Source organism: Rhodococcus sp. NPDC057297 (genome assembly GCF_042667435.1).
In the GTDB taxonomy this organism is placed as follows: domain Bacteria; phylum Actinomycetota; class Actinomycetes; order Mycobacteriales; family Mycobacteriaceae; genus Rhodococcoides.
The window spans coordinates 353441-379263 of the sequence record NZ_JBHUZE010000003.1 but is presented as its reverse complement, the minus strand read 5'-3'; the positions used below and the strand labels follow the sequence as shown (position 1 = coordinate 379263).

The 25823-nt window shown below is 65.4% G+C and carries 24 protein-coding genes; 9 read left to right on the top strand and 15 right to left on the bottom strand.

Annotation, left to right across the window (positions count from 1 at the left end; genetic code table 11):
- Positions 1 to 28 precede the first annotated feature (28 nt).
- Genes ACFULT_RS11745 through ACFULT_RS11735 form a run of 3 tightly spaced genes read left to right on the top strand, consistent with a single transcriptional unit; the run spans position 29 to position 2231 of the window.
- Positions 29 to 790, top strand: a complete 762-nt coding sequence (locus tag ACFULT_RS11745; RefSeq protein ID WP_378481530.1) for a LamB/YcsF family protein — start codon at positions 29 to 31, stop codon at positions 788 to 790.
- Positions 787 to 1389 carry a 5-oxoprolinase subunit PxpB gene (gene pxpB / locus ACFULT_RS11740; protein ID WP_378481529.1) on the top strand — a complete coding sequence of 201 codons (603 nt, stop codon included), beginning with the start codon at positions 787 to 789 and terminating at the stop codon, positions 1387 to 1389. Before ACFULT_RS11745 ends, pxpB begins: the two co-directional genes overlap by 4 nt.
- The gene (locus ACFULT_RS11735) at positions 1386 to 2231 is read left to right on the top strand and encodes a biotin-dependent carboxyltransferase family protein (RefSeq protein ID WP_378481528.1); all 846 of its coding nucleotides are present in this window, start codon (positions 1386 to 1388) and stop codon (positions 2229 to 2231) included. Before pxpB ends, ACFULT_RS11735 begins: the two co-directional genes overlap by 4 nt.
- Positions 2232 to 2247: 16 nt before the next feature.
- On the opposite strand, the gene ACFULT_RS11730 is transcribed toward ACFULT_RS11735, so the two are convergent.
- Genes ACFULT_RS11730 through carD form a run of 6 tightly spaced genes read right to left on the bottom strand, consistent with a single transcriptional unit; the run spans position 2248 to position 7381 of the window.
- Complete coding sequence (locus tag ACFULT_RS11730) at positions 2248 to 3249, bottom strand: iron-siderophore ABC transporter substrate-binding protein (RefSeq protein WP_378481527.1); 1002 nt, start codon at positions 3247 to 3249, stop codon at positions 2248 to 2250.
- A gap of 56 nt (positions 3250 to 3305) precedes the next feature.
- A complete protein-coding gene (gene rlmB, locus ACFULT_RS11725) occupies positions 3306 to 4295 on the bottom strand; it encodes a 23S rRNA (guanosine(2251)-2'-O)-methyltransferase RlmB (protein WP_378481526.1) in 990 nt (329 codons plus the stop codon).
- A complete protein-coding gene (gene cysS, locus ACFULT_RS11720; protein WP_037112471.1) occupies positions 4295 to 5710 on the bottom strand; it encodes a cysteine--tRNA ligase in 1416 nt (471 codons plus the stop codon). The genes rlmB and cysS overlap by 1 nt, the downstream gene beginning before the upstream one ends.
- 23 nt (positions 5711 to 5733) lie before the next feature.
- Positions 5734 to 6198 (bottom strand): 2-C-methyl-D-erythritol 2,4-cyclodiphosphate synthase, encoded by a 465-nt coding sequence (gene ispF / locus ACFULT_RS11715; protein ID WP_378481525.1) that lies wholly within the window; start codon positions 6196 to 6198, stop codon positions 5734 to 5736.
- Positions 6195 to 6875, bottom strand: a complete 681-nt coding sequence (gene ispD / locus ACFULT_RS11710) for a 2-C-methyl-D-erythritol 4-phosphate cytidylyltransferase (protein ID WP_378481524.1) — start codon at positions 6873 to 6875, stop codon at positions 6195 to 6197. Before ispD ends, ispF begins: the two co-directional genes overlap by 4 nt.
- Positions 6876 to 6892: 17 nt before the next feature.
- Complete coding sequence (carD, locus tag ACFULT_RS11705) at positions 6893 to 7381, bottom strand: RNA polymerase-binding transcription factor CarD (RefSeq protein WP_019663083.1); 489 nt, start codon at positions 7379 to 7381, stop codon at positions 6893 to 6895.
- Positions 7382 to 7828: 447 nt separating this feature from the next.
- Between carD and ACFULT_RS11700 the strand changes: the two genes are divergently transcribed.
- From ACFULT_RS11700 to disA, 3 genes are all read left to right on the top strand, one after another.
- Positions 7829 to 8491 (top strand): hypothetical protein, encoded by a 663-nt coding sequence (locus ACFULT_RS11700; protein WP_371828885.1) that lies wholly within the window; start codon positions 7829 to 7831, stop codon positions 8489 to 8491.
- Between the two features lie 44 nt (positions 8492 to 8535).
- A complete protein-coding gene (gene radA, locus ACFULT_RS11695; protein WP_094720591.1) occupies positions 8536 to 9945 on the top strand; it encodes a DNA repair protein RadA in 1410 nt (469 codons plus the stop codon).
- 116 nt (positions 9946 to 10061) lie between these two features.
- On the top strand, positions 10062 to 11159 hold the full coding sequence (gene disA, locus ACFULT_RS11690; RefSeq protein ID WP_019663080.1) for a DNA integrity scanning diadenylate cyclase DisA: 1098 nt from the start codon (positions 10062 to 10064) through the stop codon (positions 11157 to 11159).
- Positions 11160 to 11162: 3 nt separating this feature from the next.
- Here the strand turns inward: disA and ACFULT_RS11685 are convergent, their stop codons facing one another.
- Both ACFULT_RS11685 and ACFULT_RS11680 read right to left on the bottom strand, forming a co-directional pair.
- Entirely contained in the window at positions 11163 to 11903 is a 741-nt protein-coding gene (locus ACFULT_RS11685) for a hypothetical protein (RefSeq protein WP_378481523.1), read from the bottom strand.
- A 78-nt stretch (positions 11904 to 11981) separates the two neighbouring features.
- Entirely contained in the window at positions 11982 to 12605 is a 624-nt protein-coding gene (locus ACFULT_RS11680) for a carbonic anhydrase (protein ID WP_037112472.1), read from the bottom strand.
- A gap of 103 nt (positions 12606 to 12708) precedes the next feature.
- Here ACFULT_RS11680 and ACFULT_RS11675 point away from each other — a divergent pair, with 103 nt between their 5' ends.
- Positions 12709 to 13584, top strand: coding sequence for an A/G-specific adenine glycosylase (locus ACFULT_RS11675; RefSeq protein WP_378481522.1), 876 nt, complete (start codon positions 12709 to 12711; stop codon positions 13582 to 13584).
- On the opposite strand, the gene ACFULT_RS11670 is transcribed toward ACFULT_RS11675, so the two are convergent.
- Positions 13585 to 14391, bottom strand: a complete 807-nt coding sequence (locus ACFULT_RS11670; RefSeq protein ID WP_037112475.1) for an alpha/beta fold hydrolase — start codon at positions 14389 to 14391, stop codon at positions 13585 to 13587.
- 5 nt (positions 14392 to 14396) lie between these two features.
- Positions 14397 to 15134 carry an alpha/beta fold hydrolase gene (locus ACFULT_RS11665; RefSeq protein WP_037112411.1) on the bottom strand — a complete coding sequence of 246 codons (738 nt, stop codon included), beginning with the start codon at positions 15132 to 15134 and terminating at the stop codon, positions 14397 to 14399.
- A gap of 36 nt (positions 15135 to 15170) precedes the next feature.
- On the opposite strand from ACFULT_RS11665, the gene mhuD reads away from it, so the two are divergent.
- Positions 15171 to 15479 carry a mycobilin-forming heme oxygenase MhuD gene (gene mhuD / locus ACFULT_RS11660; protein WP_037112412.1) on the top strand — a complete coding sequence of 103 codons (309 nt, stop codon included), beginning with the start codon at positions 15171 to 15173 and terminating at the stop codon, positions 15477 to 15479.
- Here mhuD and ACFULT_RS11655 read toward each other — a convergent pair.
- The 4 genes from ACFULT_RS11655 to ACFULT_RS11640 all read right to left on the bottom strand — a co-directional run bounded on the left by ACFULT_RS11655 (position 15432) and on the right by ACFULT_RS11640 (position 21519).
- Complete coding sequence (locus ACFULT_RS11655; protein ID WP_094720588.1) at positions 15432 to 16850, bottom strand: sensor domain-containing diguanylate cyclase; 1419 nt, start codon at positions 16848 to 16850, stop codon at positions 15432 to 15434. The genes mhuD and ACFULT_RS11655 overlap by 48 nt on opposite strands.
- 29 nt (positions 16851 to 16879) lie before the next feature.
- Positions 16880 to 19222: a putative bifunctional diguanylate cyclase/phosphodiesterase gene (locus ACFULT_RS11650; RefSeq protein ID WP_378481521.1), complete on the bottom strand. Its 2343-nt coding sequence runs from the start codon at positions 19220 to 19222 to the stop codon at positions 16880 to 16882.
- A 221-nt stretch (positions 19223 to 19443) separates the two neighbouring features.
- Positions 19444 to 19881, bottom strand: coding sequence for an OsmC family peroxiredoxin (locus ACFULT_RS11645; RefSeq protein ID WP_378481520.1), 438 nt, complete (start codon positions 19879 to 19881; stop codon positions 19444 to 19446).
- Positions 19882 to 19947: 66 nt separating this feature from the next.
- Entirely contained in the window at positions 19948 to 21519 is a 1572-nt protein-coding gene (locus ACFULT_RS11640) for an MFS transporter (RefSeq protein WP_378481519.1), read from the bottom strand.
- A gap of 134 nt (positions 21520 to 21653) precedes the next feature.
- Here ACFULT_RS11640 and ACFULT_RS11635 point away from each other — a divergent pair, with 134 nt between their 5' ends.
- Entirely contained in the window at positions 21654 to 22829 is a 1176-nt protein-coding gene (locus ACFULT_RS11635; RefSeq protein WP_378481518.1) for a lipase family protein, read from the top strand.
- Between the two features lie 199 nt (positions 22830 to 23028).
- On the opposite strand, the gene ACFULT_RS11630 is transcribed toward ACFULT_RS11635, so the two are convergent.
- Positions 23029 to 25563, bottom strand: a complete 2535-nt coding sequence (locus ACFULT_RS11630) for an ATP-dependent Clp protease ATP-binding subunit (RefSeq protein ID WP_037112420.1) — start codon at positions 25561 to 25563, stop codon at positions 23029 to 23031.
- Positions 25564 to 25823: the final 260 nt, after the last annotated feature.

Here is a 25823-nt window from a genome sequence, read left to right as displayed (position 1 = left end):
CACCTCGGGCCGCATAGAATCGTCCACGATGCCTTCCATCGATTTGAATTCCGACCTAGGCGAGAGCTTCGGCACGTGGAAGCTCGGTGACGACGACGCCATGCTGGCCCTCGTCACGAGCGCGAACGTCGCGTGTGGTTTCCATGCGGGTGACCCGACGACGATTCTGACGACGTGCCGGGCCGCGGTCGACAACGCAGTACGCATCGGCGCTCAGGTCGGGTATCGCGACCTCGCCGGCTTCGGCAGGCGTTTCGTCGACATGGAACCGGCCGATCTGATCGCGGACGTGCTGTATCAGATCGGCGCACTGGACGGTCTCGCTCGTGCCGCGGGTTCCGCTGTCTCCTACGTCAAGCCGCACGGTGCGCTGTACAACGCGATCGTCGGCCATCGCGAGCAGGCGCGCGCCGTCGTCGGTGCCGTCCGCACCTACGATCCTGCGCTTCCGGTTCTGGGGCTTCCCGGCTCGATGTTCCTCGAGGAAGCGAGCCAGGCCGGACTTCGCACGGTGAGCGAGGCGTTCGCGGACCGCGCGTACACACCGTCGGGAGAACTGGTGTCGAGGCGAGAAGCCGGTGCGGTCCTGTCCGATCCCACCGAAGTGGCGAGGCGAGTGCTGCGCTTGGTGCAGGAGGGCACGGTCGAGGCGATCGACGGGTCCACCGTACGGATCGACGCGGAATCGGTGTGCGTCCACGGGGACTCTCCCAGCGCCGTCGAGATGACGGTAGCCGTGCAGAAGATACTGTCCGACAACGACATCGACGTCGTCGCGTTCGTCCGATGATCGTCCGCGACGCCGGGGACCGGGCAGTGCTCGTCGAATACACAGATCTCGCCGACGCCATGGCGAACTATCGGTCGTTGGCGGCATCGCGGATCGACTCGGTGGTAGACCTCGTTCCCGCAACAACCACAGTTCTGATCCGACACAACGGACATCGAGACGACGTACTCGCCTGGGTTCGCAGCACAGAACCATCCGCCCAGGAGATCGAGGACGATACCGACACCGTCGTCGTAGCCGTCACCTACGACGGCGAGGACTTGGGCGACGTCGCCGAGGTCACCGGCTTGACGGTCGCCGAGGTCGTCGAGGCGCACACCGAGCAGACGTGGACGGTCGCATTCGGCGGTTTCGCACCGGGATTCGGCTATCTGGTCGGCCAGGACGACCGCTTGACCGTGCCACGGAGAACCACACCGCGTACGACGGTGCCCGCCGGGTCCGTCGGACTTGCCGGTGAATTCTCCGGCGTGTACCCACGAAGTTCGCCGGGCGGGTGGCAGTTGATCGGCCGAACCGACGCCGTGCTGTGGGACGTCGATCGTGATCCACCTGCATTGCTCCGGCCGGGCGTCACAGTTCGGTTCGAACAACGGTGACTTCCCTCGAAGTCCTCACACCGGGTCCTCTGTGCACCGTCCAAGATCGCGGTCGGCCCGGGCATTCGGGAATGGGCGTCGGCTGGTCCGGCGCGGCCGACCGGGCAGCACACGACGCCGCAAACCGCCTCGTCGGAAACACCGTCCACGCCGCCACCCTCGAAGCAACCTTCGGCGGCCTCCGAGTGCGGGCGCGTGGACAGGTGGTCGTCGCCGTCGTCGGTGCGGAGTGTCCGGTGACGGTCGGCGGCATCTCCGACGGCATGGAGTGCACGCTCGTTCTGAACGACGGTGACGAATTGAGCCTGGGCACACCGACGTCGGGGCTTCGGACCTACCTGGCCGTGCGCGGTGGCGTCGACGTCCCGAAGGTTCTCGGCAGCCGCTCGACCGACACGATGTCAGGCCTGGGACCTCCGCCGATCGAGACAGGCACCATCCTGGCGATCGGCGACGACGTATCCGATTGGCCGGCAACAGTACTGGCGCCGCAAGTCAGATCATCCGGGCCGATCGGGATCGTACCGGGTCCACGCGCGGACTGGTTCGAAAATCCGTCGGTATTGTTCGAGCAGCAGTGGACCGTGACCGCCGACGCCGATCGTGTCGGCGTACGACTCGAAGCCGACACCGCACTGGTACGCACCGACTCCGCTGAACTGCCCAGCGAGGGAATGGTGATCGGGGCTCTGCAGGTGCCACCGGACGGCAAACCCGTCCTCTTCCTGGCCGACCACCCCGTCACCGGGGGTTACCCGGTGATCGGCGTGGTGCGCGACGCCGACCTTCCGCGGCTGGGGCAGCTACGGCCGGGCGACTCGGTGCGCTTCAGTTCTCGATAGAGGCTCGGCGTGACTATCACTTCGACGCTGCAGCCGCCAACTCGGGGACGAGCGCGTCGATCGCGAACGGAAGACTGAGGACGGTGCCCCACGTGAGGGCGCCGGAGACGATGGGGTCGTCGACGAAAACGTCCCGCCCGTCCTTGGCCACGTTCAGCACCTGATAGGTGGGTGTCGCTCTGATCCGGTCGCTCGTGCCTTCGGTGCTCCCGGTGTTCCACACCAGGACGTCGAGGTCGAGCATCCCGAGTTGTTCCGTGCTGATCTCGAATGCATCCAGATCCCCTGCAAGGTCTGTGATCTGCTGCGGGATGACGAATCCGAGCGAGGTGAGCAGGCGGGATCGCTGATCGTTGGGTGACCGCACCCAGAACGAACCGGGCTCACCCGATTCGACCACCGCTACCGTCTTTCCTTCGAATTCGGGGTGGGCCTCTCGCTGCTCGCTGAGTTCGGCGTCGACGCTCGTGACGAGCTCAGCAGCTCTGTCGGCCTCGCCCAGCGTGTCGCCGACGAGACGCACGCTTTCCTGCCAGGGCATACCGAAATCCGGATAGTCGGGCGAGCCCGTCACCGTAGGTGCGATCTCCGAAAGCCTGGCGTAGGCGTCGGTGCTCACATCGATGTACTGCGCCATGATCAGGTCCGGTTCGAGCTTCGCTATGCCCTCGAAATCGATGTTGGCTGCACCGGTGAACTGGCCCCGGTTCAACACCTCGGGGTGTGCGTCGCCGAGGGCATCCTGCGCCCACGGCCACGTCGCATCCGGATAGTCGCCGTACCAGTCGGTGACTCCGACCGGGACCTCACCGAATGCGAGCAGAGTGTCTTGATCCGAGTACCCGACGGTGACGATGCGCTCCGGGTCCACGGGTACCTCGGTGGTACCCAGCTTGTGGACGACGGATCTGGTGTCGCTCGCCGCATCGGGAGCGGACTCCGACGAACATGCGACCGATCCGAGCAACAGCCCGGCCGTCGCGACACCGGCGAACAGCCGTGACTTCTTCGACATCATTCGACACACCCTCTCTAAGGTGTGCCTAACCTACCAGTCTGCTCAGAGCCGTGTGGTCAAAGCCTGCGCTGCCGTGCGATGTCGGCCAGCACGACTCCGGCCGCCACGGAGGCATTCAAGGACTCCACCGGCCCGGCCATCGGGATGGACAGGATGGAATCGCACGTCTCGCGAACGAGACGGGACAGCCCCTTGCCCTCGGATCCGACGACGATGGCGACGGGGCCGCTGGCGTCGAAGTTGTCGAGCGTGGTGTCACCCTCGGCGTCGAGGCCGACGATGGTGACGCCCTTGGTCTGCCAGTCCTTGAGTGTGCGCGTCAGGTTGGTTGCGCGCGCGACCGGCAGGCGGGCTGCGGCACCGGCGCTGGTGCGCCACGCGACGGCGGACACGCTTGCGCTTCGGCGCTGCGGAATGACGACGCCGTGGCCTCCGAACGCGGCGACGGACCGGACGACGGCACCGAGGTTTCGCGGGTCGGTGATGTTGTCGAGGGCAACCAGCAGTGCGGGTTCCTGCTGAGCGCGAGCGTTGCCGATGAGGTCATCGGGGTGCGCGTAGCGGTATGGCGGCACCTGCAGGGCCAGGCCCTGATGTAGACCGTTGGCGCTCAATTTGTCCAGGTCCGACCGCGGCACCTCGAGAATGGAGATGCCGGCGTCTGCCGCACGCTGAACGCTTTCCTTCAGTCGTTCGTCGCTGTCCGTTCCGACGGCCACCCACAGCGCTGTGGCGGGGACGCCGGCGCGGAGGCATTCGACGACGGGGTTGCGGCCGAGTACGACCTCGGGTCCGTCGTCGTTCTTGCGGCTGGCAACGCGTCCACCACCCTGACGACCGCCGCCGTTCCTGCCGCCGCTGTTCTGGGCGGCCTTGTCCGCGAGCTTCGCTCTGCGCGACGCCGGATGCTTGGTCCTGGCCTCGGCCGGAGGGGTCGCGCCACGCCCTTCGAGGCCCCGGCGACGGTTGCCACCGGATCCGGCGACCTGGCCCTTCTTGGTGCCTGACTTGCGTACTGCGCCGCGCCTACTGGAATTGCCTGCCATCACTGCCCTGCTTCGTCGGTACTGCTCGTTGCCCCGACGGTCCATTCCGGCCCGCCCGGGGTATCTGTCACATCTATCCCGGCCTTGGCGAGGCGGTCGCGTATCGCGTCCGCCGTCGGCCAGTCCTTGTCGATCTTCGCCTGCGCGCGTCGCTGCAACTCTGCATCGACGAGCACACCCAGCGCACCGACGACTGCGTCGTTGTCGCTTGCCTCCGACGACCAGTGTGCATCGAGCGGGTCCACGCCGAGGATCGACAGCATGGCCCGCACTTTCGAAGCCTGCTCGACGGCGCCTACGAGGTCGCCGCTTTCGAGGGCGCTGTTGCCTGCCTTGACCGTCGCATGGACGGCAGCCAAAGCCTTGGGCACTCCGAGGTCGTCGTTCAATGCCGCGGCGAAGTCCTCGGTCCACGTTCCGAGCGGAACATCGCCTGCGCGTTCGACAGTCCGTTTGACGAACCCTTCGATGCCTCGGTACGTGACCGCTGCGGTCTGTAATGCGTTGTCCGAATACTCGAGCATCGACCGGTAGTGCGCGCTGCCGAGGTAGTACCGAAGCTCTTGCGGCCGAACATTTTTGAGTACGTTGGGTACCGACAGCACGTTGCCGAGCGACTTGGACATCTTCTCGCCGCCCATCGTCACCCACCCGTTGTGCAGCCAGTACCGGCTGAAGCCGTCACCGGCCGCTTTGCTCTGGGCACGCTCGTTCTCGTGGTGCGGGAACACCAGATCCAGACCGCCACAATGGATGTCGAAGTCGGAGCCGAGGTACGCCTCGCACATCGCGGAGCATTCGAGGTGCCAACCGGGCCGACCGCGACCCCACGGCGTCGGCCACGACGGCTCACCGGGTTTCGCGGCCTTCCACAGCGTGAAATCGCGAGGATCCCGCTTGCCTGCGCCGACGCTCTCGCCCTGATGGACGTCGTCGAGCTTATGGCCGGACAGTGCACCGTAATCAGGGAAGCTGACGACGTCGAAGTAGACGTCACCGTCGGCGGCGTAGGCGTGACCGGATGCGATCAGACGCTCGATCAGTTCGATCATCTGCGTGATGTGCCCGGTCGCGCGCGGCTCTGCCGACGGCGGCAGCACACCCAGCTTGTCGTACGCCCACGTGAAGGACCGCTCGAACGTCGCGGCCCACTCCCACCACGGACGGCCCGCGTCGCGTGCCTTGTTCAGGATTTTGTCGTCGATGTCGGTGACGTTGCGGATGAATGCGACGTCGTAGTCGTGCGCCGACAGCCAGCGACGCAGGACGTCGAACGCGACGCCGCTACGAACGTGGCCGATGTGTGGTTCACCCTGAACCGTTGCCCCGCACAGGTACACCGAAGCATGGCCAGCGACCAAGGGGGAGAATTCCCGCAGGGCCCTCGTCTCGGTGTCGTACAGGTGAAGGGTCACGACCAGCAATCCTACCGGTGCATTTACTCGCTCATGACAAGTGCTGTCGCGACGGCGGCAATTCCCTCGCCGCGACCGGTCAATCCCAAACCGTCGGTGGTGGTCGCCGATACCGACACGGGTGCCCCGAGTACCGCGGACAACACTTCCTGCGCCTCCACCCGCCGAGGGCCGATCTTGGGCCTGTTACCGATGATCTGCACGGCAGCGTTACCGATGGAGAATCCGTTCTCCGTCAGCAAGCGTCGGACCTCGGCCAGCATCGCAGCTCCGCTGACGCCGTCCCACTCCGGGCGGCCGGTGCCGAACACCGAGCCCAGGTCACCGAGTCCAGCTGCGGACAGCAGTGCATCGCACAACGCATGCGAAGCAACGTCACCGTCGGAGTGCCCGTCCAGACCGTCGGCATCGGCGAACTCGAGGCCCGCCAGCCAGCACGGTCGGCCTTTCGCGATGGGGTGGACGTCGGTGCCTATCCCGACTCTCATGAGTTCTCCCGCCCGACGATGGCTTCCGCAAGAAGAAGGTCGTGCGGAGTGGTGATCTTGAATGCAAGAGCGTCACCGACGATGGTGTGGACGGTGCCGCCCAGACGTTCCACCAAACCTGCGTCGTCGGTGGCGATGCCGGAGAATTCGGCGTAGGCGCGGCGCAGAATGTCGGCACGGAATCCCTGTGGCGTCTGTATCGCGCGCAGTCCGCTGCGCTCGGGGGTACCCAGAACCGCGCCCATGAGGTCGACGGTCTTGATGGTGTCGGCTACCGGAAGTGCGGGTACGACGGCGTCGCGGCCTGCTCGCACCTCGGCGACGACGCGTGCGATCAGCGACGGCGGGGTCAGTGCGCGGGCGGCGTCGTGTACGAGCACGATGTCCGCGTCCTCGGCGGCTTTCAGTCCGACGGCGACGGTGTCGGTGCGTTCTGCCGCGCCGGCAACCACGGTGACGTCCGCGAACAGTTCACGTGTGTGCTCTACCAGTTCTTCGGGCACCATCACGACGATTCGGTCGACGGATCCTGATGCGATCAGGCCGTCGACCGAACGTCGAAGAAGTGTGGTGCCACCCACTGACACGAAGGCTTTGGGCAGGCCCTGTTGTAGACGTAGGCCCTGCCCCGCCGCCGGAACCAGTGCGACGACGGAACCCGTGGTGGATCCTGTCACCGTGATGTCGCTGGTGATCAGGATGCTGCGGCGAGTACTTCGTCCAGCATGGTGTCCGCCTTGGCCTGGTCGGTTCCCTCGGCCAGAGCCAATTCTCCGACGAGGATCTGACGGGCCTTGGCCAGCATGCGCTTCTCGCCTGCGGACAATCCACGATCCTGCTCACGCCGCCAGAGGTCACGGACGACCTCGGCAACCTTGTTGACGTCGCCCGAAGCAAGCTTCTCGAGGTTCGCCTTGTATCGACGGGACCAGTTGGTGGGCTCTTCGGTATGCGGCGCACGAAGAACCTGGAACACCTTGTCCAGTCCTTCTTGTCCTACTACGTCGCGAACGCCGACGTATTCGGCGTTGTCTGCAGGAACTCGAACGGTGAGATCGCCCTGAGCTACTTTGAGAACTAGATACTCTTTCGGTTCACCCTTGATGGTGCGGGTCTCTATCGCTTCGATCAGCGCCGCTCCGTGATGGGGGTAAACGACGGTGTCTCCGACCTTGAAAATCATGTGTCCCGTGCCCCTTTCGATTTTCCCAGTTTACCACGCGCCCGGATCAACGGCGCAGGTCAGGGGCGCAGAGCAGACTCGGCAGGGGTTGACATGGGCGTCTGGACGTGCAGTGCCGGCGTCTCGAGTCGCCCCGCGGGCTCCGGCCTCGACCCCCGATTCGCCTCCCTCCATCATGTGGCGCAGACGACACGGAGCAGCGCTTTCCCACCGCCCTGAGCATGCGATCGACACCCGCCGACACGCCGATACGTCGACAATCGGACAGCGTGTTCGCGCCCCAGCGATCCATCGCCGCGGGCTGACTACTACTCTGCCTAGTGGACCCGACGAATCGGCTGAACGACGCAGCCGCCTCGCCCGCGCCATCGACACCGGCCACACCTGGAGGACGACGAAGTGACTGCGTTCATTGCTGCGACCGCGAACCCGAAGACCAGTACCAGCCTGGAGCCTGCGGTACGCCCCGGAAAGCGACTGGCAGCCGTTGTCGCCCTCGCAGCCGGCGGTGTACTTGCACTGTCCGCGTGCGGCGCAGGCCAGATCTCGCAGACGGCGACGCAGGTGTCCGCCGTCAACGGGAACTCCGCCGATATCGGTGACATCTCGCTGCGCAACGTCCACGTCGTCTACCCGCAGACCGAGGAGTACTCGATCGAGGCAGGCGGCAAGGTCGAGCTCGGTTTCATCGCCGTCAACAACAGCCCTGCAAACGCAGACACACTGACGCGCATCTCCACGACCGCCGCGTCGTCGATCACCGTCGGCGAAGAGCCGGGTGGCACCGAGATCGCGCCCCTGACCGCACTCGGCGCCGGTACGCCCGTGGACAACGAGGCCACCAACCCCGACATCCCGCTCCAGTTCATCGTCGTCGAACTCAACGGCATCGGCGAGGAAGTTCGCCCGGGCCTGACCGTTCCGATCACCTTCACCTTCGAAGACGCGGGCGACGTGGAGCTTCTCGTTCCGGTCGACGCCGGTCAGGTCCTCGAGCGCAACGTCTCCGACAAGTCCCCCGTCGAGGCGGAGCTGCACGGCGAAGCTGCGGAAGCGGAGCAGAGCGTCGTCGAGACTCAGGTCGAAGAAGGCGCGGACGGCAACAACTGATCTTCGACGAATTCGATGTCGGTGGTCACCTCTAGTCTTCTCCCGTGGCCAAACTGAAGTCCAACTACCGCTGTTCGGCCTGTCACCACACCGTCGCCAAGTGGGTGGGGCGCTGCCCGGAGTGCGGTAGCTGGGGTTCGATGGATGAGGCCACGGTCCTCGCACCCGTCGCCAGCCGAGCAGGCGCGTCCGGCCTCGGAGCCGGGAACACACGCTCGACGCTCGCGCCGATGATCCCGACGTCGCCCGCTGCCGCGATCACCCAGATCAGCAGCACGACGTCCCAGGCCAATTCCACCGGCATCGGCGAGTTCGACCGGGTTCTCGGGGGCGGGCTCGTACCCGGATCCGTCGTACTGCTCGCCGGCGAGCCGGGCGTCGGAAAATCGACGCTGCTTCTCGAGGTCGTGCATCGGTGGGCACGGACGGGTGAGGACAGGCGTGCCCTGTACGTGACGGGTGAGGAGTCCGCCGGGCAGGTACGTCTGCGTGCCGATCGCACCGGCGCTGTCCACGAACGCGTGTTCCTCGCCGCCGAATCGGACCTCGCCACGGTGTTCGGGCACGTGGAGCAGGTCAAACCCAGCCTGCTCATCGTCGACTCGGTGCAGACGATGCTCGCCGCCGATGTCGACGGAGTCATCGGCGGAGTCACCCAGGTACGCGCCATCACCAGTGCATTGACCTCGCTCGCCAAGACGACCGGAGTCGCGGTACTGCTCATCGGTCACGTCACCAAGGACGGCGCGGTGGCAGGACCGAGGTCCCTCGAACACCTCGTCGACGTCGTCCTCCACTTCGAAGGCGACAAACACTCCACCCTGCGGATGATCCGAGGCGTCAAGAACAGATTCGGCGCATCCGACGAGGTCGGCTGCTTCGAACTGCGCGAGACGGGCATCGTCGGCATCTCCGACCCATCCGGGCTGTTCCTGCACCACCGGACGGAATCCGTCGCAGGCACGGCGGTCACCGTCACCATGGACGGCAAACGCCCCCTGCTCGCCGAACTGCAGGCACTCGTCGTCGAAACCCACATGCCGTCACCGAGACGCGCCGTCAGCGGCCTCGACTCCGCCCGCGTCGCAATGATCCTCGCGGTCCTCGAGAAACACTGCGGCCTCAAGATCGCCAAGAGCGAGGTCTACGCCGCCACGGTCGGAGGCATGAAAACCACCGAACCCGCCGTGGACCTGGCCCTCGCCGCCGCCGTCGCATCCGGCGTCAACAACGTGCCACTCGATCCCGGCCTCGTGATCCTGGGCGAAGTCGGCCTCGCAGGCGAAATCCGCCGCGTGTCCGGCCTCGGCCGAAGACTCGCCGAAGCGGCACGCCTCGGCTTCACCCACGCCATCACCCCTCCACACGACGACCCGATGCCCGCCGGAATGAAAGTCAGAACAGTCACCAACCTCGCCGACGCCCTGACCTCCGTCCGTCCCCGCTCTCGCTAGCAGGCACGCAAATTCGGGTCATTCCGCAGGCTCCACTCCCGCTCCCGTAACCTCTTCCCTGCAGGACACGCATCACCCCTGCATCCGTGAACGCCGACATCGACGAGGGGATGAGCATGACCGACTCGACACGCGGCGAGCCGACGTCCCCCGTGCTCCGGGAGACCATTGCCCGCCTTGCCCCCGGCACTGCGCTGCGTGACGGGCTCGAACGCATCCTGAGGGGCCGTACCGGCGGGCTGATCGTGCTCGGGTACGACGACGAAGTGGAAGCCATCTGCGACGGCGGGTTCGAACTGGACGTCGAGTTCGCGCCGACGAGGCTGCGGGAACTGTCGAAGATGGACGGTGCCGTCGTGTTGTCCACCGACGGTAAGCGGATCGTACGATCCAACGTTCAGCTGGTCCCCGATCACAAGATCCCGACCGTGGAATCCGGTACCCGGCACCGCGCGGCGGAGCGAACCGCGATGCAGACCGGCTACCCGGTCGTCTCCGTCAGCCAGTCGATGAGCATCGTCAGCGTCTACGTCGCCGGTATCCGGCATGTCGTCGAAGGGTCCGCGACAATTCAATCGCGCGCCAACCAGGCCGTCGCGACACTCGAACGCTACAAAGCACGTCTCGACGACAACACCCGGCAACTGTCGGTAGTCGAGATCGAGGATTTCGTGACGCTGCGGGACGCGTTGACCGTCGCACAGAGGCTCGAGATGGTGCGACGCGTGTCGGTGGAGATCGAACAGAACGTTCTCGAACTCGGCACGGACGGAAGGCAATTGGCCCTGCAGCTGGAAGAGCTGCTCGGAGACAACGACATCGACCGTCAACTCGTCGTTCGGGACTACCTGGCAGGCACGGAACCTGCAGGCACGGCAGCTGTCGAGCGTGCCCTCGGCGCTCTGGACAAGCTGACCGACGTCGATCTTCTCGACCTGACGACGTTGGCGCGTGCGTTCGGCTACCCCGCGACGATCGAGGCCCTCGACACTCCGATGAGCCCGCGCGGCTACCGAGTGCTGACGCGAGTACCGCGTCTGCAGTTCAGCCAGATCCACCGCCTGGTCGCATCCTTCGGCACACTGCAGGGGCTTCTCGCGGCCACTGCCGCCGACCTGCAATCGGTCGAGGGCATCGGTGGCCTCTGGGCCCGGCACATTCGAGAAGGCCTGTCGCGGCTGGCCGAATCCTCCATCGCCGGGCCGTTCGACTGACGTCTACGTGGTGATGTTGAACGGCTCCGGTGAGCTGCGCAGTTCACCGAGCTGAGCGATCACCTTGTAGGAACCGGCACCGACGGGGACGCGTTCCTCACCGCAACCGGGAACCGAATTGGTTCCCGACCACTTGACCGTGAACCCTGCCTGCTCACCCGGCTTGAAGGACCGCAGATCCGACTGGGCGTCCGGGAAGCAGTCGGTGTTGGACCAGATCCGCTGATCGTCGAGGGTGAACACCAGGGCCTGCTGCAGACCGGCACCGACGTCGCGTTGGCATTCCGTCGAGCTGATGTTGGTGATGACGACGGTGAATCCGGGCTCTTCGCCGATTCGGTACGTCGCCTTGTCCGGCGTCGCCTTGATCGCGAGGCTCTGATCCGCGCACTGATTGGTGGCGACCGGGAGATCCGCCGCGGGAGCTGCGGAAGTTCCCGAGGCGCCCGATGACGCGGGAGTGCCGCCGCCGGAGCCGCCGGATCCACCCGAACCACCGGATCCACCCGAGCCGCCGTCCGATGCGGATGCCTGCTGCTGCGAGCTCGTCGACGACGGGGTCGTGGTCGACGGGCTTGCGCTCGACACGACACCCGCAGGCTGGGTCTGCTGATCGTCGTCACCACCACCGAGCGAGCTGATGAACCACACGATCAAACCGAGCACGACGACGGCGGCACCGATGGCGAGTGCGCGACGACGCCAATAGATTTCGGGAGGCAGCGGCCCGGTTGGTTGCAACACAGAACTACCGTAATTGGCGGTAGCTCAGCCATCCCGCAAGCACATACGGCGTGTCGCGTCGGACCTGGGTATTTGCCGTCAGGGCTTCTCGCCGATGTCGCCGATGACCTCTCGCAACCGGGCACTTCCCTCCGACAACTTGTAGGTCAGTCCGACGATGGCGGCTTCGCCCGATTCGACTTTTTCCGCGATGATTCGGGACCGCTGCATGAGCAGATTGCCCGTTTCCTCGACGTGGCGGGCCATGAAATCGTCGACGTCGGTGTATCCGTCGCGCCTGGCCGACAGGACCGACGGCGTGACGCGCTCGACGACGTCGCGGATGTAACCGCCGGGGATGTCACCGGAATCGAGTGCGTCGGTGGTGGCCCTGACTGCGCCGCACTTGTCGTGGCCGAGGACGACGATGAGGTGCGCGCCGAGCACTGCGACGCCGTACTCGATCGAACCGAGCACCGACGAGTCGACGGTGTGACCTGCGGTACGGACGACGAACATGTCACCGAGACCCTGATCGAAGATGATTTCTGCGGCGACGCGAGAGTCCGCACAGCCGAACAGGATTGCGCGGGGGCTCTGACCGTCGGCGAGTCGGGTGCGGTCCTCGATACCCTGACTGGGATGCAGGGGGGCGCCGGCGACGAAACGCTCGTTACCCTCTTTGAGAGACTTCCATGCTGATGCTGGGTTGGAGGCAGGCATGTACGTCATTGTGCATGGATCGCCGACTACCGGCGAGTCAGGTTCCCTCGTCGGCCCGTCCGTCGACCGGACCGTCGCGCGGACGAAAGGCTGATGAGAACAGGTGCCCATCGATACGACAGCGCTGCTGAACTGGTTCGATGCCGAGGAACGGGATCTGCCGTGGCGTCGGCCCGGCGTGACTGCCTGGCAGATACTGATGAGCGAGATCATGCTCCAACAGACTCCGGTGTCACGAGTCGCGCCGATCTGGGAGGAATGGGTTCGGAAGTGGCCCGTTCCGTCGAAGATGGCGGCGTCATCGCAAGCCGAGGTTCTGCGGGCCTGGGGCAAGCTCGGCTATCCGCGTCGGGCGCTGCGGTTGCACGAGTGCGCGTCGGTCCTGGCGTCCGAGCACGGTGACGTAGTGCCCGCCGACGTCGACACTCTCCTGGGGCTGCCCGGCATCGGCGCGTACACCGCACGTGCGGTCGCCTGTTTCGCCTACGGCCAGCGAGTCCCGGTCGTCGACACCAACGTTCGTCGTGTCGTCGCCCGTGCTGTGCACGGCGAGGCGGAGCCGGGAAATCCGTCGACGACGCGTGATCTCGCGGATGTCGACGCCCTGCTCCCTCGGCCGAGGGCACGCGCAGCGCGTTACTCGGCGGCGGTGATGGAACTCGGCGCGCTGATCTGCACGGCGAAGAACCCAGCCTGTCTGCTGTGTCCACTGCCGAATTGTTCGTGGATCGACGCGGGACGACCGGCCTACACCGGTCCGGCCAAGAAGGTGCAGAAGTTCGTGGGCACGGACCGACAGGTCCGCGGAAAACTGATGGCCGTGCTGCGGGAGAGTTCCGGCCCGGTGGAACGTGCGCAGTTGGACATCGTCTGGCTCACCGATCCCGGTCAGCGCGACAGGGCATTGGATTCGTTGCTGCTCGACGGTCTGGTCGAACAGACCGAGTCCGGTCTGTTCTGTCTGGCGGGCGAAGGCTGATCAGCGGAGGAAATCCGCGAGGACCGCGTTGACGACGTCGGGCCGTTCGAGGTAGCCGAAGTGCCCGGTGTCCGGGATCTCCTCGTAGCGTGCTCCCGGAATTGCTTGTGCCACTTCACGGCTGAGGTGTGCCGGGATCAGTCGGTCGTCGGCGAATCCGATGACCATCGATTTCGCGGTGATCTTGCGATACGCCGTCAGCCGCTCGGTGCCCGCGCGCATCTCCAGCCCGATCTGTGCGCGTCGGCCCGCAGTCGGCTGCCCTGCCGAGAATTCCAGCACGGCAAGCCAATCCGCGATCGCTTGCTCGTTCCGCAGGGTTGCGGGAGAAAAGTTGTTCATCGCTGTCATCGCCGCACGGTAGGACGCAGGGAGCGTGATTCCGGCGTCGTACAGATCGCGTTCCGCCTGCGACCACGCTTTCTGCATCGTCGACGACCGCCCGTACGTCGCCATCATCACGGCGTGGGAGACCAGGTCGGGGCGGGCGAGCGCGAGCTCCTGTGTCACGCGCGCCCCCATCGACGTACCGACGACGCGTGCCCGCATGCCCCCGAGATGCTCGATCAGCGCCGCCGTGTCGGCGACGAGATCGTCGAGCATCATGGGCCGGCCTGCCTCGAACGTGGGCGAGATCCCCCGGTTGTCGAACGTGACGACCTGGAAGCCGGCCGTCACCAGCGCGGGCACCTGATGCGCTTTCCACACTCGCCCCGGGCTGCCGGTTCCCATCACCAGGACCACGAGGGGGCCGGAGCCCGTGACCTCGTAGTCGATTTCGATTCCGTTGAGCTTCGCCGACGACATTCGCGTCATCGTAGTGCGGTCAGGAAGCTCGTCACCGCCTCCTGGTAGGTCTGCGGTGACTCGTCGTGAATCAAGTGCGTCGCGCCGGGCACGAATACGTACTCGGACTTCGGGTTCCGCGCGTGCATCTCGGCCATCTGCCCGTCGGGTGTGATTCCGAACTCACCTTCGAGAAGCAACGACGGCACGTCGACGGCTTCCCACTCCGCCCAGAAGTCCCGCCTTCCCCATTCCGACGAGATGGCCTCGAACGTCGCTACCTCACCGTGCAGGTACCACCCGTCGGCTCGCCGAGCGAACGAATCCAGGAAGTATCGTCCCGCCACCTCCCCGAAGTAGTCGAGGACGGCGGCCTCCGTCGGAAACGGCTGCGGCCAGTTCCTGATCATCGCGGCCCAGGCGTCGGCCGTCCTGCCACGAAAGTCCGGCGCGATGTCCTCGACCACGAGAGCCGTCACCAGTTCCGGCCGGGCAGCGGCCAGGCACCATCCGTGCAGGGAGCCCATCGAGTGGCCGATCACCGCTGCCCCGCCCAGAGTCTCGGCGTGCGCGGCCAGATCCTCGACGAACGCTTCGGTGGTGGGCGTCGACGGCGGCGGACGCCGGTGCCCCGGAGCGTCGTACGTATGAACATGGCCGAGTGCTCGCAGCCAGGGAAGGGCGCGCCGCCATGTCCCGGAGCTGCCCATGAGCCCGTGCAGCAGCAGTATCGGCGGGCCGTCTCCACCCTCGTCGTGCAGCATCGAAGACGATGGTAGCCGCGCAGGTAATCTGGCGTCATGGCTGTCGTCAAGATCAACGCAATCGAGGTTCCCGAGGGCGCTGGCCCCGAGCTGGAGAAGCGCTTCGCTGCACGAGCAGGCGCCGTCGAGGGTTCACCCGGCTTCCTCGGCTTCCAACTTCTCCGTCCCACCAAAGGCGAGGACCGCTACTTCGTCGTCACGCAGTGGGAGACCGAAGACGCCTTTCAGCAGTGGGCGTCGGGACCTGCCAGGGCCGCTCATTCCGGTGAACGCGCGAAGCCGGTCGCCTCGGGTGCCTCACTGCTCGAATTCGAGGTCGTGTTGGACGTGACTCCCGAGCGCTGAGATGTGCCGTGGGTCCGACTGCCCGTGCACCGCGTACCCCGTCGTTCGTGACTTCTTCGCGGTGTACATCGCCGAGTCGGCGCGCCGGAACAGGTCGTCGGCGTCGGCGGTGTAGTTCTCGTCCACCGCGATGCCGATACTGGCCGCGACGGTGATGTCGAAGCCGTCGATACCGAACGACACCGCGAGTCCCTCGAGGATGCGCATCGCAACACCCACAGGATCGGGTCCCAGGTGGAGGATGACGAACTCGTCGCCGCCGAACCTGGACACGGTGTCCCCTGGATCGACGGCATCGGCGAGAAGAGTCGCCACGAACTGGAGCGCTCGGTCACCGACCGCATGACCGAGGGTGTCGTTGATCATTTTGAAATTGTCCAGATCGACCACCAGAACCGCTATCGGACAGGGATTTCCGTTGACCCGGACGTCTGCGATGCGCTGACGCACGAGCACCCTGTTCGCCAGACCGGTCAACGGATCGTGCGCTATCCGACGACGCAGTTCCGTCTCCAGGTCCTGCCTGCGCATGGCCGCGGACACCACACCCGCGACCGTCTGCAGGTAGGCCAGCTCCCCGTCGCTGAAATCCCCGGCCTCCGCGCTGTACACCGCGAGCACACCCCACGGCTCATCCGATCCTTCGATGATCACGGCGGCACCGCTGCACACACCTCGTGCCACCATGAAATCCGTCGGGAATCTGGTTTCAGAGTCCCGGTCCGCGCACGTGACCGGAACGCCGGAGCGCAAGGCAAGTCCCGCATGAGACAAGCGGGACAACGGAATCGAGGCCGGAGGGGAGCTCGGACCGGAGTAGGACACAGCCAGCAACTCGGAGCGATCCGGAGAGCTGGGCTCGAAAATGACGGCGCATTCCATCCCAGCGAGCGCCGCGGCAGCGTCGGTCGCCTCGCCGAGAATACGAGACCGACCGGCAGTCAACGCGGTTCGACTCAGGTCTGCGACGGTCCGCTGCTCGCGTGCATGGGCAGCGGCGTCCGCGACGGCTTCTCGAAGGCGGCACTCGACGTCGAACCGTCCCCGGAGGTCACGTGCGACGACAGCCACGACGGGCGTCCGAGCATGTCGCCCCGTGACGACGAACGCCGATACCCAGACCGGGATGTCGGCGCCGGAACTCACGTTCCGCAGGACACTGTCTCCGGTCCAGACTCCACCTGCACCGATCGCCCGCAGGACCGGGTCCACATCGTCGGCGACGCGCAGCGCTTCCCGGAACTCGACGCCGGTCGACCCTGCCCCGATGAGCTGCCACCCGGCCGAATTGACGTACGCCACATCACCGTCCGCGCCCCGCAGGTACATCGCGTCGGGCGAACGTTCGGCAATCGCGGCGAATTCGGCCACCCAGTCCGGGACCTGTGGCTCCTCGATGTTCAGTTTCGATTCGCTGCCGATCCGATGGCTTTCGCAACGCGAGAAGCCGATGGCGAGGGCCGTGACTGTGGTGCTTCGGAGCTCGGTCGGCCGACCTCGACGAGACGCTCGATGCGCTCGATCGAGGCCTCCAGTTCTTCCTCGGGGACCGGATGCCCGATGTGGAACCCTTGTGCTCCGTCACATCCGAGTGCACGCAGCCGGTCGAGAGTCTTGGCGTCCTCGACGCCCTCCGCGACGACGGTCATTCCCAGGCTACGGCCGAGATCGATGGTCGACCGCACGATCGACGCATTGGTCGGTTGACTGTTCATGGCCGTGACGAACGATTTGTCGATCTTGAGGGTCTGGACCGGCAACGATCTCAGGTAGGCCAGCGAGCTGTAGCCGGTTCCGTAATCGTCGATGGCGAGTGAGACACCCAGATCCCTTAGAGCGATGAGCGAATCCACGGAACGACGCGGGTCGGTCATGGCCGTGGTCTCGGTGACCTCGAACTGCACCGCCGATGCAGGAACCCCATGGGACTGCAGGGCGGTGGCCACGTTCTCCACCAGAGTGGCGTCCAGAAGATTGCGGACCGAGAGGTTGACGGACACACGGAAGTCCGACCGGGATCGGCGGAGGGTGCTGCAGCATTCCAGCGCGTCGTCGAGGACGTAGGCGGTGATCGAGGGCAGCAAGCCGGAGCGCTCCGCGTCGGGGAGGAACGACCAGGGCGAAATGAGGCCCTCGCGCGGATGCTGCCACCGCAGTAGCGCTTCGACTCCCGAGATCCGGCCGGTCTTCAGATTCATGCACGGCTGAAAGAACACCCGCAGTTGGCGCTCGCGAATGGCGGTTTCGAGTTCCCCGAGCAGGCGCATCTGGTCGTGGCGGTCGGAGTCCATCGCCGGGCTGTACAGCGACGAGCGTTCGTGACCGTGCTTGGCGAAGGTGAGCGCGACGTGGGCGTGCTGGAGGAGTGCCTCGGCGTCGACGACGGCGAGCTTCGAGGACTCGACGACGCCGACCGTCGCATCCAGAGCCACGTTGATGTCGCGAACGAACATCGTCTCGCTCACTGCGCTGCGAAGATGATCCGCTGCCGCCGAGGTGGAGACGACCAACCGGTCCGCGGCCATGGACACCACGAACTGATCGCCACCGAGACGCCCGACGACCGAATCGCTCGCCGCTGCCGCCGACAACCTCTGCCCGATCTCACGGAGCACGCGATCCCCGACCGGATAGCCGAAGGTCTCGTTGATCTGAGCGAAGCGGTCGATATCGACGACGAACACGACGACACCGCAGGTACCGGCGTCGGCGAGTGAGCGGTCGAGAAGTTCTTCGAGGTGGCGACGGTTGGCCAACCCCGTCACTGGATCCGACACCGCGGCAATGGACAAGGCTTCGGCCTGCCTGCGCAGCGTCGCGAGGAAACATGCCATGCGGGCCGCGACCAGCACGACGGCGAGCACCGAGGAGCCGAACACGACCCACCCCCACTCGGAGACCGGCACGCCGCGCACGAGTTCGATGCCCATCACCACAGGCGACATCAGGATTCCGGCGCTGAGTCCGACGAGACGTGTGCGCTCGATGACTCGTCTCGGTTGGTCGTCGGGCACCGTCCAGAGCCTCTGCGGCGGATACAGTGCTGCCGATGTGAGGAGGATGTACCCGATGAGCCACCCCGCGCTGACCACGCTCGTGTCGCGGAACTCGAACCTCTCGACGGCGACGAAGTTGATCCAGGCCGACACCGCGAACGTCCCGAACCCCGTCGCCGTCATCGCGAACGGCAGTGTTCGCGCCCTCTTGGACAACAGCAGGATGACGAGCAACGAGACGACGAACCCGTCGGCGGTCGTGTAGACCACCACGGGCCAGTACTCGGCGAAAACGTCGAATCCGAGGGCAATGTCGGGGCGGCTGCCGACGACGAAGATCCACGCCGCCAGCCCTACACCGGTGGCGACGATCAGCCCCTCCAGTGCATCCTCCAACCGGAGAACGCGGTGGCCCGTGTCGTCGTGGATTGCCAGTACGCCGACGATGAATGCCGCGTGTCCGACGAGGTAGGCAGCGTCGGCCGGCGACACCATCGGCACGGTATGGCCGTCCAGCAAGTACACCGCAGTGATCAGGTCGCCCAGACCCCACGCCACGAGGCCCATGAGCAGGAAGAACCAGGTGGTTCGATTGGCGAGGATCCGATGCTTGTTGACGCAAGCGAACAATGTGACGCAGGCGGCGGTGATCAGCGCGTAGACCAAGATCTTGGGCAACCCGCTCGGCAGCCACAGGTAGACGCCGGTACCCACCAGCCCTACCGACAGGAAACTCGACCACCTCATGCCCCGAGTGAGTCCTTTCCGGGTCCCCAACCACCGTCGTGTCCGTTTGTTCGAATCGCGTCAGGCGTACGACCAACATTCGAAGCCGTTTGCCGGTCGGATTGCTCGACTTGTCCAGGATCTCAGACACGACGGTTGGAAGGTTACCTAGCCTCCCTTACTTCGGCAGTGACAGGTCACAATTTCGGGCGATCAGCCCGTTTTCGTTCTGTAGTCGGCCGTCAGGACTCGAGCGCCGCATCGAGGGTGATCTCCACACCGGTGAGAGCTTTGCTGACCGGGCATGTCTCCTTCGCGGCCTGCGCTGCCTTCGCGAAGCCCTCGGCGTCGAGGCCGTCGACCTCACCACGAACGGTCAACACGATCCCCGTCAGCTTGAACCCTGGGTCGTCCGGTCCGAGAGAGACCTCGGCCTTGACCTCGAGACTCTGCGGCGTGCCACCCGCCTCCGCGATGAGGGCGGACAGCTGCATTGCGTAGCACGACGAGTGCGCCGCAGCGATCAGCTCTTCCGGACTGGTTGTGCCGTCGGCGTTCTCGGCAGCACGCTTGGGAAACGAGACGTCGAACGTTGCTGCACCGGAACTGGTGAGCTCCACCTGACCCGAACCGGCTTCCAGAGTTCCGTTCCATGCAGTGCGCGAAGTACGTGTGGGCATAGCGTCTGACTCCTCTCGACATGCGCCCGGCCGGACGGCAGGGCCGCACGCTTCCAGGCTAGCGATTCATTCCTGCCGACTCTCGCTGTCCTGGGAATGATAGTGAGCCAGAAGCTTTTTCTCCTCGTCGTGACCAGGGAAGGCGAAGAACACGAGGACTGCACCGACGACCACGACCGCGATCGCAGCCGCATACGACCGTTGGTCACCGTCGAGAAACGCTTGCCTCGCGGCGTCGATGATCTGATCGCCGTACTGCGGATACCGCTCGGCCATGTCGGCCGCGGACGAGAAGGACTTCGTCAGGATCGACTGAGTCTCCGTACCTACCTGGCTCGCCTGCGGCGAATTCGCGATCGCGGACGTCAACGACGCGGCATAGCCCGCCGTCAGCAGGGCCCCGAGCGTCGACTGCATGATCGCGCCGCCCAGATCGCGTTGCAGATCCGCCGTTCCCGACGCCATTCCTGCCCGATCGACAGGCACCGACCCCGTCAACGAGCGCGACGCCGGGGTACCGGCGAACCCGACGCCGATTCCGAGCATCACGTAGCTCAACGCGACGAACAGGTACGAGACGTTCTCCTTCCACGTCGCCCACGCGACGACGAGACCGAGAACGATGAACAGGTAGCCGAGCAGCAGCGTGAACCTCGACCCCTTCGACTCGACCAGCTTCGCCGACTGGGGTGCGACGAGAACCATGGCGGCAGCCGCGGGAAGCGTCGACGCCCCAGCTTGCAGAGTGGAGTACTCGAGCACGTTCTGCAGGAATTGCTGCCCGACGAAGATGACCCCCATGAGCGATCCGAAGACGATGATGCCCGCGAGCGCTGCCGCCCAGAAGGTCTTGCGGCGAGCGATGGACAGGTCGTACAGCGGGAACTCGGCACGTGACTGCCGCAGCACGAACACCGCTCCCGCCGCCAGGGCTATCGCCCCTAGCCCGATCGCGAGTGTCCCTTTGCCGTCGACCGGCGCGAAGTTGATGCTCAGCACGAGCGCCGCGATGAACACCACGGACACCATGCCGCCGAGGTTGTCCACCGGGTCGGTGGTCTCGTTGACATGGGACGGTACGAGCACGGCAGCCAGCACCAACGCCAGTCCGGCCAGCGGAAGCGTCACGAGAAACACTGCACCCCAGTGAAATTTCTCGAGCAGCGCCCCGGACAGCAGCGGCCCCAGTGCGGACAGGGCACCGCCCAGTGCGGACCACAGTGCAATGGCCTTGGTCCGCGCCGGCCCCGACCACAACGCCGTGATCAAGGCCAGCGTCGTCGGATAGGCCAGGCCCGCCGACACGCCGCCCAGAAGTCGTGCGCCGAAGAGCACCTCGAAGTTCGGCGCGAATCCAGCGATCACACAGGCAGGCACCGACAACGCCATGCCCAGCACCAGAAGCATCTTGCGGCCGTAGCGGTCACCGAGCGCGCCGAGATACAGCACCGACGCCGCCAGCCCGAGCGAATAGGCAACGGCGATCAGGTTGAGCTGCGTCTGGCTCGCGTCGAAGTCCCGACCGATCTCCGGCAACGCCACGTTCGCAACGGCAAGATTCAAGTTCGCCACGGCGGCGACCAGGATCAGGACGAACAACACCAGTCCGGCGCGGGCCGGCTTCGAGTCGAGGGGCACGCCCGTCAGTCAAGCGCATCGCCCATGGCGTACGCCTCACCTGTTGGGTGCGAAGTTCTGCCGCCCCTCTCGCTTGCAAGAATGGGCGCGTCGTTGGCCTGCGACTTCGGTCCGTCCGCATTACGGTGACGGCTGTGACTCGAATCCGGTGCACGGTGCTCATCGCCCTCCTCGTGACCTCGTTGGGGGCGGCCCCCGCTCAGGCCGATCCACTCACCGACTTCTACTCCGCACCCGTTCCCGACATCGCCACGCGGGCAGACGGCGAAGTAGTCCGATCGATCCGCGTCGGACCACCGCTCGGCGACGGACTCGGCCTGGATATCGACCGAATTCTGTACCGCACCACGAACACTCAGGGTCATCCGACGGCAGTCTCCGGATACACGATGACACCGACCGCACCCTGGCCGGGGCCAGGGCCGAGGCCCGTGATCGCCTACGCCCCGGGAACATCCGGGATGGCCGACCGATGCGCCGGTTCGGCAGTGCTGGGAACCGTCGGGTCCTCCCCCGCTGTCCTGCCGCTCCTCCTCGCCGGATACGCCGTCGCCGCCACCGACTACGTGGGCCTCGGAACCCCGGGCGGGCACACCTACCTCGAACGAGTCGACGCAGCTCACGCCCTGCTGGACGTCGCACGGGTCGGCGCCGCAGACTCAGGCGCACCTGTCGTCCTGTTCGGCTACTCCGAAGGCGGCCACGCCGCGGGAGCCGCGGCAGAACTGGCGTCGTCGTACGCACCGGAACTCGACGTCCGGGGCTCGTACGTCGGTGCGCCACCGGCCGATCCGACGCTCAACATCGACAACCTCGACAACACGCCGCTGGCACCTGCACTGCTCTACGCGGTTGGAGGACTGATCAACGCACACCCCGAACACGCAGAACAGCTCCGCTCACAATTGAATTCGAACGGTCAGGCCCTCCTCGACCAATCACAGAACTGGTGCTCGACGGATATCGCCGCCAACCGACTTCTCCGGTCGACCGACCTCACCTCCGACGGCCGCCCCCTCACGACACGGCTCGCCCAAGAGCCCGCAGCATCGTTGATGCGCGCGAACACCGTCGGATACGGGATTCCGAGCGCCCCTGTTCTGCTGTCACAGTCCGTCTCCGACGACACCGTACCGATCCAGCAGAGTCGGACACTCCGAGATCGTTGGACAGCAGCCGGATTCACCGACCTCACCTACATCGAATACCCGATCCCCCGTGTCCCGGTGCCCGGCGTCAACCACGCCCCCGGCGGTTTGATCGCCTACGGCGACGTCATGCCATGGATTGCGGGCCTTCTCGCGCGCTGATTCCGGCCCACCCCTGCCTACCCCCGGCCGACCCCCGGCTCACCCCCCGGCATCGATGTCACGTGGCAACCGTCCAGCCGTTGGCATGTGCCATTCATGCCGGCCGCCCGACGTGATCGCACCCCGCGAGGCAGCGGACAGACAGCACACGGGCCGCACTCCCGGGTAGGAGTGCGGCCCGTGTGTCGTAGCGGAAAGACTAGTCGTCGTCGCCCGCGGCCTTGGCCAGGTCGACCGGAACCTCGTCGGGAACAGTGATGGCCTTCTTCTCGCCGCGGAACGTGAACTTCGCGTCCTCGCCTGCGCCTTCGCCGTCCCAGTTCTCCACGTCGACCAGGACGATCTGCCCGGGCTCGATCTCGCCGAAGAGGATCTTCTCCGACAGCTGATCCTCGATCTCGCGCTGGATGGTGCGACGCAGCGGCCGCGCACCCAGAACCGGATCGAATCCGCGCTTGGCGAGCAGGGACTTCGCCTTCTCGGTGACCTCGATGGCCATGTCCTTGTTCTTGAGCGCACCTTCGACACGGTTGAGCATGAGATCGACCATCTGGATGATCTCGTCCTTGGTGAGCTGGTGGAACACGACGATGTCATCGATACGGTTCAGGAACTCCGGGCGGAAGTGCTTCTTCAGCTCGTCGTTGACCTTGAGCTTCATGCGCTCGTAGTTCGATCCGGTGCCTTCACCCGAGGAGAAGCCGAGGCCGACTGCCTTCGAGATGTCCGAGGTACCGAGGTTCGAGGTGAAGATCAGCACGGTGTTCTTGAAGTCGACCGTACGTCCCTGGCCGTCGGTGAGACGACCGTCTTCGAGCACCTGCAAGAGGGTGTTGTAGATCTCCTGGTGTGCCTTCTCGATCTCGTCGAACAGCACGACGGAGAACGGCTTGCGGCGAACCTTCTCGGTGAGCTGGCCGCCCTCTTCGTAGCCGACGTATCCGGGAGGAGCACCGAAGAGCCGCGACGCGGTGAAGCGGTCGTGGAACTCGCCCATGTCGATCTGGATGAGCGCATCGTCCTCGCCGAACAGGAAGTTCGCCAGTGCCTTCGACAGCTCGGTCTTACCGACACCGGACGGGCCGGCGAAGATGAACGAGCCGGACGGACGCTTGGGGTCCTTCAGACCCGCACGCGTACGACGGATGGCCTTGGAAACAGCCTTGACGGCCTCGACCTGACCGATGATCCGCTTGTGCAGCTCGTCCTCCATGCGGAGCAGACGGGTGGTCTCCTCCTCGGTGAGCTTGAAGACGGGGATACCGGTCCAGTTTCCGAGGACCTCGGCGATCTGCTCGTCGTCGACCTCGGCGATGACGTCGAGGTCACCGGAACGCCACTGCTTCTCGCGCTCGGCACGCTGCTGAACCAGCTGCTTTTCCTTGTCACGCAGGTTCGCAGCCTTCTCGAAGTCCTGCGCGTCGATGGCGGATTCCTTCTCGCGACGCGCGTCGGCGATCTTGTCGTCGAACTCGCGCAGGTCTGGCGGCGCGGTCATCCGGCGGATGCGCATCCGCGCGCCCGCTTCGTCGATGAGGTCGATTGCCTTGTCCGGCAGGAACCGGTCGTTGATGTACCGGTCCGCCAAGGTTGCTGCCGCCACGAGTGCACCGTCGGTGATGGAGACACGGTGGTGTGCCTCGTAACGATCGCGCAGGCCCTTGAGGATCTCGATGGTGTGCTCGACCGTGGGCTCGCCGACCTGGACCGGCTGGAAACGACGCTCGAGGGCGGCATCCTTCTCGATGTACTTGCGGTACTCGTCGAGGGTGGTCGCACCGATGGTCTGCAGCTCGCCACGAGCAAGCTTGGGCTTGAGGATGGAGGCCGCGTCGATAGCGCCCTCGGCGGCACCTGCACCGACGAGCGTGTGCAGCTCGTCGATGAACAAGATGATGTCGCCGCGAGTGTTGATCTCCTTGAGAACCTTCTTCAGGCGCTCCTCGAAGTCACCGCGGTAACGGCTGCCTGCAACCAGCGACCCGAGGTCGAGGGTGTAGAGCTGCTTGTCCTTCAGGGTCTCGGGGACCTCGCCGTTGACGATGGCCTGCGCGAGACCCTCGACGACGGCGGTCTTACCGACACCGGGCTCACCGATCAGAACAGGGTTGTTCTTGGTACGGCGGCTGAGGACCTGCATGACGCGCTCGATTTCCTTCGCGCGACCGATGACCGGGTCGAGCTTGCCTTCGAGTGCGGCCTGGGTCAGGTTACGACCGAACTGGTCGAGCACCAGCGACGTGGACGGCGTACCGGCCTCGCCACGGCTGCTTCCGGACTCCGACGGCTCCTTGCCCTGGTAACCGGACAGTAGCTGGATGACCTGCTGACGCACACGGTTGAGGTCGGCACCGAGCTTGACCAGAACCTGGGCGGCGACGCCTTCACCCTCGCGGATCAGTCCGAGCAGAATGTGCTCGGTACCGATGTAGTTGTGACCGAGCTGCAGAGCCTCACGCAGGCTGAGCTCGAGGACTTTCTTGGCGCGCGGGGTGAACGGAATATGACCGGACGGAGCCTGCTGGCCCTGACCGATGATTTCCTCGACCTGGCTGCGGACTCCTTCAAGGGAGATACCCAACGACTCCAGAGACTTCGCCGCTACGCCCTCACCCTCGTGGATGAGCCCGAGCAGGATGTGCTCCGTGCCGATGTAGTTGTGGTTGAGCATCCGGGCTTCTTCTTGAGCCAGGACGACAACACGCCGCGCGCGATCGGTGAACCTCTCGAACATCGCTCTCCCTCACTTCTCGGTGGGAGGTAGCACTTCCCACCAGGTCTTCTAGCACCACAGTATCTAGTAACACGGGGTCGCTCGGCATCGGAGGCGCTCGACGCCGACAACTGGAACGTCCACGCCTCCAGCCTCACTGTAGTTGGCCGGTCGTTCACTCGCCGACCCTCGGTCCCCTTGGATCAACGCTCGGCGTTGCTGTGGGTGACTGAAGTGCCTGCTTACAGTTCTTAACGCGGGCCGATGCGTATTCGTTTCCG